The following is a 12,335-nucleotide window of genomic DNA, read 5'->3' as shown; positions in this document are numbered from 1 at the left end:
GTCGGAACGGCACCCACATGACAGCCATACCCGGCACCCCTGGGGTGGTCAGAAGCCTACGACGCCCCCGAAACCACCACTCAACAAAGTAAGGAACAGTCATGACATCGACAGTGCTGACGGCGCGCCCAGAGGAGATCGTCGGCCCCAGGGTGAAGCGGATGCTGATCGACGGGGAGTGGGTGGCCGCGGTCTCGGGGGAGACCTTCCAGAGCATCAACCCCTCGACGGGCGAGGTGCTCGCCGAGTTCCCGGTGGCCGGCGCCGAGGACGTGGATCGAGCGGTCCGCGCGGCGCGGAAGGCTTTCAACAGCGTCTGGTCGCGCACCAAGCCGGGAGAGCGCCAGCGCCTGCTGCTCGCGATCGCCGACATCGTCGACGCCAACTATGAGGAGCTCGCGACCCTCGACTCGCTGGACTTCGGCGGCCCGATCACGCGGACCCGCGGCGGGCGCAACCGCGCACTGAGCCTGCTGCGCTACTACGCCGGTCTCGCGACGTCGGTCCACGGCGAGACGATCCCGAACTCGCTGCCCGGAAACATCTTGTCGTATACCGTGAAGGTGCCTGTCGGTGTCGTCGGAGCGATCATCCCCTGGAACGGGCCCGCCACGACGGCGATCTGGAAGATCGCGCCGGCGATCGCCATGGGCTGCACCGTCGTGCTCAAACCCTCCGAGGAGTCGTCGCTCTCGGCACTCCGCCTGGGCGAGCTGATGCTCGAGGCCGGACTGCCGGCGGGGGTGGTCAACGTCGTCACGGGCGGCGGCGCCACTGGGGCGGCGATCGCGCGGCACCCCGACATCGACAAGATCGCGTTCACCGGGTCGACCGCGACGGGGCAGAAGATCATCGAGGCCTCGGCGGGCAACGTGAAGCGGCTCTCAATGGAGCTCGGCGGGAAGTCGCCGGACATCGTGTTCGCCGACGCCGACCTCGACAAGGCGGTTCCCGGAGCGGCGATGGCCGTGTTCCAGAACTCGGGTCAGATCTGCAGCGCCGGCACGCGGCTCTTTGTCGAGCAGAGCATCTATCCGGAGTTCATGGAGCGCGTGGCAGCATACGCGCGGACGTTGAGGGTCGGTCCCAGCCTCGATCCCGACACCGTGCTCGGGCCGCTCGTGTCCGCCGCGCAACTCGAGAAGGTGACCGGCTACCTCGAAGCGGGGACGCGAGCGGGGGCGAGAGTGCTCACGGGCGGCGCACGCCTGGGCGGCGAGCTGAGTGCGGGGTACTTCGTCGCACCGACGGTGTTCGTCGATGTCGACGACTCGATGTCGATCGCTCGCGAGGAGATCTTCGGCCCTGTGCTGTCGGCGATGCCGTTCACCGACGTCGACGAGGTCATCGCGCGAGCCAACGACACCCCCTACGGACTGGGCTCGGGAGTGTGGACTCGCGATGTCGGCAAGGCGCATCGCGTCGCGCGTGAGCTGCAGGCCGGGACGGTGTGGGTGAACTGCTACCAGGCCATGGACGCGGCGATCCCCTTCGGCGGGGTGAAGATGAGCGGCTTCGGCCGCGAGTCGGGGATCCAGCATGTAGAGGAGTTCCTCGAGGTCAAGTCCGTCATCATCAACACGGACTGAGCGAGAAGTTCCCGCAACACCCGTGGCGCGGCCGTGGTCCGCGCCGAGCCGTGAATCGATTGACAAGGAGTCAAAATGCAGGCATCAGTCCTGACGGAGTTCGGTCAAGCCCTCACCGTCGAAGATGTGGATATCGATGAACCTCGACCGAACGAGGTGATCGTGCGGGTCGCCGCGAGCGGGCTCTGTCACAGCGATGTGACGATACTGCAGGGCAACATGCTGGGGCGCAGCTATGTGCCGGCGGTGCTCGGCCATGAGGTCGCCGGCGTCGTGGAACGAGTCGGCAGCGCCGTGACGGAGTTCGGGCCCGGCGACCACGTCGTCGGCTGCAACAGCCGGTACTGCGGCAAGTGCCCACAGTGCCTCGACGGCCTCACCTACCTGTGCTCGAATCGGAGCGTCATCGCGCGAGACCGGCCGAGACTCACGTTGGACGGCGTGGAGGTCGCGCAGGCGGGACAGCTTGGCGGGTTCGCGGAGCTGCTCCTGGTCGGCGAGGACACACTCGTGAAAGTGCCCAAGGAACTGCCGCTCGATCGGGCGGCGCTTCTGAGCTGTGCGGCACTGACCGGCTACGGCTCGGTCGTCAACGGAGCACAGGTGAAGGCCGGCACGAAGGTCGCAGTCTTCGGCTGCGGCGGCGTCGGGCTCAACGTGATCCAGGCCGCGGCTCTTGCCGGCGCGCGCCAGGTCGTCGCGATCGACATCAGCGAGGAGAAGCTCGAGCTCGCTCGCGTGTTCGGCGCCACCGACCTGGTCGACGCGCGACGAGGCGAGACAGTGGCTGAGGTCCTCGCGCTGACCGGCGGCGTCGACTACGTCTTCGAATGCATCGGGCTGCCCTCGGCGATCGCCGAGGGGATTCGCATCCTGCGGCCGGGGCGGACTGCGTACGCGGTGGGCGTCCCGAGGACCGGGGTGTCGCTCGAGGTGCCCGGTGCCGAGTTCATATTCGGCGGCAAGGGCCTTCGCGGCCTGTTCATGGGCTCGAACAACTTCAAGCGCGACATCCCGATCCTCGCCGACCTGTATCTTCGCGGGAAGTTCAAGCTTGACGAGCTCATCGGCGAGCGGATCGCACTCGATCAACTCAACGAGGCCGTGACGCGGATGGAAGGCGGCGGCATCGCGAGATCGGTCGTCGTGTTCTGACGACTGTCCACAGAACAGAACAGTCCACAGAACAGAGGAGTAGAGATCCCCATGACGACGCAGACGACCTCGACCGTTCGAGGATACCGGACCGTCAACCCGGCCACCGGTGAGCTGATCCGTCAGTTTCCCACGCTGAGCGACGGCGAAGCCGAAGAACTGCTCGCCCGTGCGCACAGCGCTTTCCTGACGTGGCGCGAGACGCCGATCGGCGAGCGGGTGCGCCTGTTCGGCGTGTTCGCCGACCTGCTGGAGGCGAACTCCGACGAACTGGCCAGGCTGGAGTCGCTGGAGATGGGCAAGCCGTTCGTGCAATCCAAAGGCTCGAACCGGATTGCGGCGAGCATGTTCCGCTACTACGCCGAGAACGGCGAGGCGCTGCTCGCAGATCAGGAGCTCGAGATTCCCGGATTCACGCGCGCCGTGACCCGACGCGAGCCGATCGGAGTGATCCTCGGCATCGAGCCCTGGAACGGCCCGCAGTATCAGGCCATGCGCGCGACCGCTCCGAACCTCATGCTGGGTAACACGGTGCTGCTGAAACCGGCCAGCATCTCCGCAGGATCGACGTCCTACTTCGATCACCTCTTCGACGAAGCCGGATTCCCACCTCATGTCTTCCAGACCGCGCTCGTGTCCGCGGCGCAGATCTCCGGCTACATCTCCGACGATCGCCTGCGGGGCGTGACGCTGACGGGGTCGGACCGCGCGGGATCCCTCATCGGGGAGCAGGCCGGCCGCCACATCAAGCCCGTGGTGCTCGAGCTCGGCGGCTCCGACGCGTTCATCGTGCTCGACAGCGCGGATGTGGATCGCGCCGCAACCGACGCGGCAACCTGTCGGCTCCGCATCGGCGGGCAGGTGTGCGTCTCGCCCAAACGGGTCATCGTCACCGACGATATCGCCGAGCAGTTCTCGACGCGGTACGTCGAGACGTTCCGGAACCAGAAGGTCGGCGACCCGTTCGATCCGGACACCACGATCGGCCCTCTATCCAGTGCGGACGCAGCCGACGACCTTCAAGCGCTGTACCAGGATGCCGTCGACAAGGGCGCGACCGTGCTCGTTCCCGGTGGTCGCATCACCGGCCCCGGCGCGTACTTCCAGCCCGCCGTCCTCACCGACGTGACCCCGGCGATGCGTCTCTACCGCGAGGAGGCGTTCGGCCCTATCGGAGTGATCTACCGGGTCGACGACGCCGATGCCGCCGTGGCGCTCGCGAACGACTCACCGTACGGACTGGGCGGCACGGTCTTCGGCGACTTCGATGAGGCGCGAAGGGTCGCCGGGCGTCTGGACACAGGATCGGTGGGCATCAACAGCTACCTCGGCGCACCGATTCAGTTCCCACTCGGGGGCACGAAGCGCTCAGGCATCGGCCGTGAGCTCGGAGTGACCGGGATGGACCAATTCGCCAACATCAAGACCTATGCGATCGCGTAGGCCTGGATGCCCTTCGCTCGCCGACGCGGTGGGCTTCAGCCGTCCGCGCCGACGACGGGCCGTGCTGCGTACGTGACGGCGTTCGCGTACCGCACTGCGACGAGCTCGATGGGGGTGTCCAGCGGTGTGGTGACGTCGCCGAGGAACCTCGTCGCTAGCCGCACGCCCTCATCGAGATCGACAATGCAGACCGCGTAGGGCACTTCGTGCGCGAACACCGCGGGAGCCGCATGCACGGCGGTGAGCGAGTAGAGGACGCCGCGCCCCGACAGCTCCGTCCACTCGATGTCGCGACTCCAGGTGTGCTTGTCGAACGCGCGGGGGGGAAAGACGGGCACTCCGCCGGCGACGCCGCGCGTTGTGACGAACCGACCCTCGGCGAGTGCTTCCCAGAAGGGCTTCGTCGCGGCCGTGACCACAGGCGGGTACGGATGGAACGCGTCCACGGTGATCACCTCGATCATGGCTGCATCCTCTCGAGGATATGGACCATCGCGGCGTTGTAGTTGCCGAGCTCGGCGCTGGTGAGCGCGAGCGCGGCGTCCTTCACCTGCCGCTCGCCGGCTCGATCGGTGAGCTGCTCGTAGGCTTCGAGCATCGAATAGAGCGGTGTCACGTACGCCGGATGTCCGCGTGAGGTGAGCCCGCCAGAAGTGGAGATCGGGATGTCGCCGTCGAAGCGCGTGCGGCCCTCCGCCGCGTAGTGCGCGCCGTAGCCGTGCGGGGCCAGCCCGAGGGCTTCCGACACCATCACCTCGACGATCGTGCAGGGGGCATATAACTCTGACACGTCGATATCGGCGGGCCCGACGCCCGCGGACTCGTACGCTGCTCGTCCTGCCTTCTGCGCGGCGTTCAGTGCGATCATGTCGGAGGGGGCGCTGGTGATCTGGTGTGCGCCCTCGTGATGGAAGCCGTGCCCGCGCACCCGCACGTGCGGACGGCCGAGGGAGCGGGCGACCTCGTCGCTGGCGAGCACGAGGCAGACGGCGCCGTCGCTGCGTGGCGGCACCTCGAGCAGGCCCAGCGGGTACACGATCGGCGGTTTGTCGAGCACCTCTTCGAGGGTCAGCGGTTTGCGGAACTGCGCGATCGGGTTCATCGTGGCGTGCAGCCGGTTCTTCACGGCGACGGTCGCCAGCTGGTCGCGGGTCGCGCCGTGCTCGTGCATGTAGCGCACGGCGTCCATGGCGTACCAAGCGATGGGGGTGATCCCGAACTGCGACTGGAAGTTCACGTCGCCTACCGCTCGCATGGAACTCATCATGTGTTCGCCGGAGGTGACGGCGGTCTCGAAGTTCACGCCGAGTGCGAGCGCGATGTCGGCGCGACCGGACCGGATGTTGTCCGCGGCGTGCTCGAATGCGAGTGCGGCGGTCATTCCGTTGCCGAGCACTTCGGCGACGTATCCGTCGGCGGCGATGCCGAGGTAGCTCGCCATGAATGTGCCGAAGTACTTCTGCGCTGTGTAGGGGCGGGGCTGGGCGAAGCTGAGCCCTCCGATATCGCGCGGATCGACGCCGGCGCCAGCGACGGCGTCAATCACGACGTCAGCGAGGACGTCCTGTTCCAGCACCTGGATGGGGGCATCCGGCGGCGTCTGCAGTTTGCCGACGGGCGTCGCTGCCGCGCCGATGATCGTCACACCCATGTGATCCGCTCCTTGACTCCGGTCATCTTGCCTCTTGCGATTGACGCGGAACTCGCTCGCAGTGAGGCTACCGCAATGGCAGTACCATTGCAGCATTGGATCCGGTGAGGACATAGCGGTCATCACGACCGGCGCGATGAGCACCAGGGAGCCTTCCGTGGGCGTCCACGCTCATGCACGAGATGCATCGCGCAAGAGAGGTCAGGGCAGATGGGAGTGCGGCCGATCAGCCAACCGGAGGACCCGTGGCGGTCTCATCTACTCGTCGCCTCGCTGTTCTTCGTGTTGGGCACCGATCTGTTCATGATCTCGCCCCTCATCCCGGAGATCAGCGCCAGCACGGGTGTGTCTGTGCAGCAGGCGTCACTTGTGACGTCGGTATTCGCTGCGACGTACATGGTCTGCGGACCACCCGCGGCGCTGCTGAGCGACCGTTTCTCAAGGCGGATCGCCATTTCCGCCGGCGGGATCCTGTTCGGCATCGGCGCCCTGATCGCGGCAGGGACAGGGGCCTTCGGCATCGTGCTCGCCGGCCGTGTCGTGTGCGCGATCGGCGCGGCGTTCATGAGTGCACCCGTCTGGGCGTACGTCACCGAGACCGCCGCGCCCGCGCGCACCGGACGCGCCGTGGCGCTGGTGTCCGGTACGTTCGCGGCAGGTCAGATCGTCGGTGTGCCGCTGAGCGCGTTCCTGGCTGGGTGGGGCAGCTGGCGGCTTGCGTTCCTGCTCACCGGCAGCGGTGCGATCCTCGCTGCGATCTTCGTCTTCGTCCGTCTCAGGTCAGAGCCTCGACATTCATCGGCGGGAACGTTGCGCAGCGGGATCGTGCGGTCGCTGCGGGTGTGGCGCCAACCGCGGCTGGTGCTCCTGATGGCCACCAATGTCTTCGGGCAGGGCGCCCGCCAGGCTCCCTACACGTTCGCGGGCGCGATCATGGTCAGCCGCTTCGGTGTCGGGGTTGACGTCCTGGGCTGGATCGGAGCCATCGTCGGGGCCGGCTCGCTGCTCGGCGCGACCATGGGGGGTCGCGTGATCGACTGGGTTCGCCGCCGAGGCATCCCGCAGCCGCTCGTCAGTCTCGTTGCGGCCCTGGTCGTGTCGGCCACGCTGCCGGTCGCCATCCTCGCGGACGCGATCGCCGTCGTAGCGGTGGGATGGGTGTGCGTGTTCGGATTCGGGGCGGTGCTGGTCAGCAACGTGCAGGAGCAGCTCACTCGCACCGCCGGCGAGGATCGTGTGTACGCGCTGTCATGGAACAACAGCGGCTTGTACGCGGGTGTGGCGACGGGCACCATCCTGCTGAGCCTGTTCCCGCTGGCCAGCGCAGGCTTCGTGTGGGTGGCGGTTGGGGTCGCCCTGTCCTCCGCGGTCTGTAGCGCCCTGCTCGTCGCCATCCGACGTCAAAGAGGTTGCTGAGGCAGGTGACAAGCGGCCGCTTGCATTCGGCTGCCGAGCGCGTCAGCTCCTGGACGCCTGGAGCCCGGCCCGTGAGTAGGTCATGGTCTTCATGATTCCGCGTTGCACGACGACATCGTCCTGGTTGACCAGCTCCATCAGGCGTTCGACGACGCCGCGGTCGGGCTTGGATTGCGAGACGGTCGCCGACCGCACGGTGGCACGAAGATGAACCGTGTCATTGATGTAGATCGGCGCGAGGAACACCCAGTCATAGACACCGATCGCCGCGATCGCGGTGCCGTCGAAGTCACCGATGCGGGCGCTGAGGCCCGTCACGATCGACATGCCCAACGTGCCATGCGCGATCCGTGCACCCAGAGGGGAGGCGGCCGCATACACCGAATCAGTGTGCATCGGGTTCGTGTCGCCAGAGATCCACGAGTACATCACGACGTCCGTCTCCGTCACCGTCCGTGACGGACTGACCGCAACTTCGCCCTCGACAAAATCCTCGACGCACTTGCCCATAGCTCTCATCCACTCTGATCGGTCGGGAACACACTTTGCCCGGCTGACGCTCGAGAGTCGCCATCCTGACGGGGGGTGTCCGTGGTCGTCCCGCCCCGAAGAATAGTTCATCGCCGACGTCAGATGTCTCGACACCCGTGACGCCGACTGCGCAAATTCACCCGCACGACGATCGAGCTGTTGCGCCCCATCCCCTCCGTGGCGCTCATCCCGCTCGCTGTCCTCCTGTTCGGGGTGCGGATCGAGGCGACGCTCATGCTCGCCATCTGGCCGGTGCTGCTCAACACCATCGAGGGTGTCCGCTCCGTCGATCTGGTGCAGTCCGAGACGGCCCGCAGCTATCGCATCGGCCCGCCCGCTCTTGACAACAAGCGGGTATAACCAACTATCATATGTAGGACCAATGAGCCATTGGCATCGATGAGGAGCCATTCGTGGAGACGAACCCCACCGGCGGGACCGCACGAGGTCTGTACGGACACAGTGATCTGGACAGACTGATCAACCCGAAGGTGATCGCCGTGGTGGGCGCATCACCTGCGCCGGGAAGTTTCGGGCAGCGGACGCTCGAGAACCTCGCCGACTTCGGTGGCTCGGTCTATGGGATCAACCCGAAGTACGACGAGGTCCTCGGCCGTGCCTGCTTCGGCTCGCTGAAGGATCTGCCGGAGGCACCCGATGCCGTCATCCTCGGCGTCGCCCAGCGCTTCGTGGCACCCACGCTCCAGGATGCGGTCGACGTCGGCGCCGGGGGCGCGATCATCTACGCATCCGGTTACGCCGAGACTGGTCATCCGGAGAGCGTCCAACTGCAGGACGAGCTCACCGAGTTCGCGCAGCGCACGGCGTTGCGGATCGCTGGCCCCAACTGCGTGGGACTGGCCAACCTCCGCACGCGGGCGGTGATGAACTTCATGACCGACTCCGGCAAGATCACCCGCGGCAGGGTCGGGGGAATCGGCATCGTCTCGCAGAGCGGTGCGCTTGGCTACACGGTACTGCAGGGGGTGCACCGCGGCGTCGGGTTCAGCCACTACCTCGCGGCGGGCAACTCGTCCGACGTCGATGTGTGCGACTATGTCGCCTACCTCGCGGAAGACCCCGCGGCCACCGCGATCGTGTGCCTCATGGAGGGCGTCAAGAGCGGAGAGCGATTCCTCGAAGCGGCACGCCGCGCGCGCGACACGAACACGCCGCTCATCGTCTACAAAGCCGGAAACACCGCCACAAGCGGGAAGGCGGCGCTCTCGCACACCGGCACGCTGACCGGCTCGACCGCCGCATACCGCGCCGCGGTCGAAGAAGCGGGCGCCATCTGGGTCGAAGACCTCGAGACCGTTGTCGAGACCGCCTCGTTCTTCGCGAAGAACCCGCGCGGCCCGCGCACGGGCGGCGTCGGCATCATGTCGACCTCCGGCGGCGCCGGCGTCATCAACGCCGACAAGGCCGAGGAGAACGGCCTGACGCTGCCGCCGCTCGCGGAGGCGACGGCATCCGCCCTCTCTGAGATCGTCCCCGACTTCGGCTCGGTGGCCAATCCCGCCGACCTCACCGCTGAGGTCCTTAAAGACCCCGAGACATTCGTACGCTGCCTGGACGCCTTCACAACCGACCCCGGCTTCGGCGTCGTCGTCGTGCCCCTCGTGTTCGCGCACGAGCTCACGACAGGAGCCCGCGCCGGCGTGCTCGGCCGCGTCGCGCAGACGGCAGAAGTCCCGCTCGTCGCGACGTGGATGAACGACTGGCTGGAGGGTCCCGGCAGCAGCGTGCTGGACTCCGACCCGAAGGTGTCGATCTTCCGGTCGGCAGGGCGAGCGATGCGCACGATCCGGCAGTGGCACGACTGGCACGCCCGCAAAGACGCGTCCTTGGCGGCGCCGGCAGATCGGGTCTCGCCTCCCGCCGCCGAGCAACTGGCGCGCGCGGTCATCGACGGTGCGACGACGGCGGAGGGCGCGGACGGCGTCCGCGTGCTGACAGAGCACGACTCGAAGGCGGTGCTGGCCGCGTACGGCATCCGGGTCCCGGGCGCTGAGACCGTGGTGACGCCGGAGGAGGCGGTCGCTGTGGCCGAGAGTCTCGGCTACCCGGTCGTCGTGAAGATCGCGTCGGCCGACATTCCCCACAAGACCGAGGTGGGCGGAATCCGCCTTGGCCTGGCGTCCGCGGCCGCGGTCGAAGAGGCTGCGCGCGAGATCCTCGAGACGGTGCCGCCGAAGGCGCCGGGGGCCGTGATCGAGGGTGTCAGCGTGCAGAGCCAGATCCCCACCGGGCCGGAGCTGCTGCTCGGGGCGCGGGGCGATCTGCAGTTCGGTCCTCTCGTCACGGTCGGCGCCGGCGGCATCCTCGTCGAGGTGCTGAGGGATGCCGCCGTGCGCCTGCCGCCCATCTCGCCCGCGCAGGCGCGCGAGACCCTCGCGGGCCTGCGCAGCTATGCGCTCCTGGAGGGCGTACGCGGCGACGCCGGCTACGACATCGGCGCGGTCGCCGACGTGTTCGCGCGGTTCTCGGAGCTCGTGACCGACCTCGCCGACGTCATCGAGGAGATCGACGTCAACCCCCTCATCGCGGGGCGCACCGGATGCACCGCCGCAGACGCCCTCATCGTCGTGCGTGCCTCGCTGGCCGGGACGGCCGATGCGGCGGCCCCCGACGGCGACCGCGTCGCGGTGCTCGCACACGAGCCTGCGTAACACACGCGACAGCACACATCCACCCAGTAAGGAAGCATCATGACCCTCACCAACACATTCGGGCTCACTGACGAGCAGTCGATGCTGCGCGAGGCCGTCCTCGACACGCTCGCCCGTGCACTGCCGCAGGAAGACGTCCTCGGGTTCGACGAACGCAAGGAGTTTCCCGAGGCGGCCTACCAGGCGCTCGCCGAGACGGGATTTCTCGCCATCCCGTTCGCCGAGGAGTACGGCGGCGCGCAGGGGTCGTACAAGGATCTCGCGGTTCTCATGGAGACCGTGGGCTACTACTACACCGGGGTCGCGCAGGCGATCATGACGACGCTCATCTACGCGGGCGGCCATGTCGCGCGGTTCGCGTCCGAGGAGCTCAAGCACAAGCTCATCCCCGAGATCGTCGCGGGCGAGACGAAGCTCGCTTTGGCGATGTCGGAGCCGGGCACGGGGTCGGATCTCGCGGGCATCACGACCTCGGCGGTCAAGACCGACGGCGGCTATCTGATCAACGGCGCGAAGGTATGGATCACGTGCGCCCACGTCGCCGACTACCTTGTTGTGATCACGCGCACCAGCAAGGGGGACCGTCGCCACGACGGCCTCACGACCTTCCTCATCGACGCGAAGGCACCGGGTGTCACGATCAGCCCGCTGAACATGCTCGGCCGTCGCACCAGCCACGCCAACGAGGTGGTCTTCGAGAACGTGTTCGTTCCGGACGGATACGAGCTCAGCGAAGAGGGCAAGGCGTGGCCGAACCTCATGAAGGCGCTCGGCACCGAGCGGCTCGCGTTGGCTGCGATCTCGGCGGGGCACTGCTTCAAGATCACCGAGTACGCGCGGGACTACGCGAAGGACCGCATCCAGTTCGGGCATCCGATCTCCGACTACCAGGTGGTCCAGCACAAGCTCGTCGACATGTGGATCAAGTCCGAAGTGGCGCGTCAGTCGGTGTATCGCGTCGCGGACCTGCTCGACGGCGGCGAGTCCGCGATCGAGGAGACGTCGATCGCGAAGATCGTCGCGACCGAGAACAACTTCGAGGTCGCCAACATCGGGTTGCAGATCCTCGGCGGCGCGGGCTACTCGATGGAGTACCCGATGCAGATGTACTTCCGTGACTCGCGGGTGGGCCCGATCGGCGGCGGGACGAACGAGATCCAGCGCAACGTGCTGGCCAAGCGGATGGGGCTGTGAGCACGTCAGCCTCGACGACCGAAGCCCTACAGGCTTTGCTGGAGAGTCGCCACAGCTGCCGGGGGTTCCTGCCTGAACCTGTGCCACGCGCCGACATCGAAAGGCTCCTGGAGCTTGCGCAGCAGACGGCGTCGTGGTGCAACGCGCAGCCCTGGCAGGTCACGATCGTCTCGGGTGAGCAGGCGCGCCGGTTGGCGGGCGAGCTGGTCGCGTACGCGAGCAGCCACGAACGGTACCCCGACCTGCCGGCGCCGACGGCGTACGACGGCGTGTACGGGACGCGGCGGCGAGAGTCCGGCCTCGCCCTCTACGCCGCGCTCGGCATCGGCCGTGAAGACCGCGACCGGCGTGAAGACCAGCGCTTGGAGAACTTCCGGCTCTTCGGCGCCCCGCACGTCGCGATCATCACGACCGATCGCGCGCTCGGCACGTACGGCGCGATCGACTGCGGCGCGTACGTCGCGACGTTCCTGCTCGCCGCCGAGAGCCTGGGCATCGCAACGATCGCGCAAGGCGCGCTGGCGATGACCGCCCCGGCTGTGCGCGAGTTCCTGGGGCTGCCCGAGGACCGGCTCGTGGTGTGCGGCATCTCCTTCGGCTACGAGGACCGGGATCACCCGGCAAACGCGTTCCGCACGTCTCGTGCCGAGCTCGCCGATGCCGTCTCGTGGGTGGGGGAGTAGA

The 12,335-nt window shown here is 67.4% G+C and carries 11 protein-coding genes; 8 read left to right on the top strand and 3 right to left on the bottom strand.

Annotation, left to right across the window (positions count from 1 at the left end):
* Positions 1-101: 101 nt before the first annotated feature.
* From AB0O89_RS12310 to AB0O89_RS12300, 3 genes are all read left to right on the top strand, one after another.
* Positions 102-1,589 carry an aldehyde dehydrogenase family protein gene (locus AB0O89_RS12310; protein ID WP_363497986.1) on the top strand — a complete coding sequence of 496 codons (1,488 nt, stop codon included), beginning with the start codon at positions 102-104 and terminating at the stop codon, positions 1,587-1,589.
* Positions 1,590-1,664: 75 nt separating this feature from the next.
* Entirely contained in the window at positions 1,665-2,744 is a 1,080-nt protein-coding gene (locus AB0O89_RS12305) for a Zn-dependent alcohol dehydrogenase (protein WP_363497983.1), read from the top strand.
* A gap of 51 nt (positions 2,745-2,795) precedes the next feature.
* Positions 2,796-4,187 carry an aldehyde dehydrogenase family protein gene (locus AB0O89_RS12300; protein WP_363497980.1) on the top strand — a complete coding sequence of 464 codons (1,392 nt, stop codon included), beginning with the start codon at positions 2,796-2,798 and terminating at the stop codon, positions 4,185-4,187.
* Between the two features lie 35 nt (positions 4,188-4,222).
* Here the strand turns inward: AB0O89_RS12300 and AB0O89_RS12295 are convergent, their stop codons facing one another.
* Positions 4,223-4,651, bottom strand: coding sequence for an OB-fold domain-containing protein (locus AB0O89_RS12295; RefSeq protein WP_363497977.1), 429 nt, complete (start codon positions 4,649-4,651; stop codon positions 4,223-4,225).
* Positions 4,648-5,838 (bottom strand): thiolase family protein, encoded by a 1,191-nt coding sequence (locus tag AB0O89_RS12290; protein WP_363497974.1) that lies wholly within the window; start codon positions 5,836-5,838, stop codon positions 4,648-4,650. The genes AB0O89_RS12295 and AB0O89_RS12290 overlap by 4 nt, the downstream gene beginning before the upstream one ends.
* A 210-nt stretch (positions 5,839-6,048) precedes the next feature.
* On the opposite strand from AB0O89_RS12290, the gene AB0O89_RS12285 reads away from it, so the two are divergent.
* Positions 6,049-7,254: an MFS transporter gene (locus tag AB0O89_RS12285; RefSeq protein ID WP_363497971.1), complete on the top strand. Its 1,206-nt coding sequence runs from the start codon at positions 6,049-6,051 to the stop codon at positions 7,252-7,254.
* Between the two features lie 42 nt (positions 7,255-7,296).
* On the opposite strand, the gene AB0O89_RS12280 is transcribed toward AB0O89_RS12285, so the two are convergent.
* The gene (locus tag AB0O89_RS12280; RefSeq protein ID WP_363497968.1) at positions 7,297-7,764 is read right to left on the bottom strand and encodes a MaoC/PaaZ C-terminal domain-containing protein; all 468 of its coding nucleotides are present in this window, start codon (positions 7,762-7,764) and stop codon (positions 7,297-7,299) included.
* A gap of 198 nt (positions 7,765-7,962) precedes the next feature.
* Between AB0O89_RS12280 and AB0O89_RS12275 the strand changes: the two genes are divergently transcribed.
* From AB0O89_RS12275 to AB0O89_RS12260, 4 genes are read left to right on the top strand one after another with little or no spacing between them, the layout of a single operon-like run.
* On the top strand, positions 7,963-8,145 hold the full coding sequence (locus tag AB0O89_RS12275) for a hypothetical protein (RefSeq protein ID WP_363497965.1): 183 nt from the start codon (positions 7,963-7,965) through the stop codon (positions 8,143-8,145).
* A gap of 53 nt (positions 8,146-8,198) precedes the next feature.
* Entirely contained in the window at positions 8,199-10,457 is a 2,259-nt protein-coding gene (locus AB0O89_RS12270; protein WP_363497962.1) for an acetate--CoA ligase family protein, read from the top strand.
* A 39-nt stretch (positions 10,458-10,496) separates the two neighbouring features.
* Entirely contained in the window at positions 10,497-11,651 is a 1,155-nt protein-coding gene (locus tag AB0O89_RS12265) for an acyl-CoA dehydrogenase family protein (protein WP_363497959.1), read from the top strand.
* Complete coding sequence (locus tag AB0O89_RS12260; protein WP_363497957.1) at positions 11,648-12,334, top strand: nitroreductase; 687 nt, start codon at positions 11,648-11,650, stop codon at positions 12,332-12,334. Before AB0O89_RS12265 ends, AB0O89_RS12260 begins: the two co-directional genes overlap by 4 nt.
* Position 12,335: the final 1 nt, after the last annotated feature.

It is taken from the genome of Microbacterium sp. NPDC076895, from assembly GCF_040687115.1.
GTDB lineage: Bacteria > Actinomycetota > Actinomycetes > Actinomycetales > Microbacteriaceae > Microbacterium.
The sequence above is the reverse complement of the archived record's forward strand: the minus strand, read 5'-3'. Positions and strand labels throughout refer to the sequence as shown.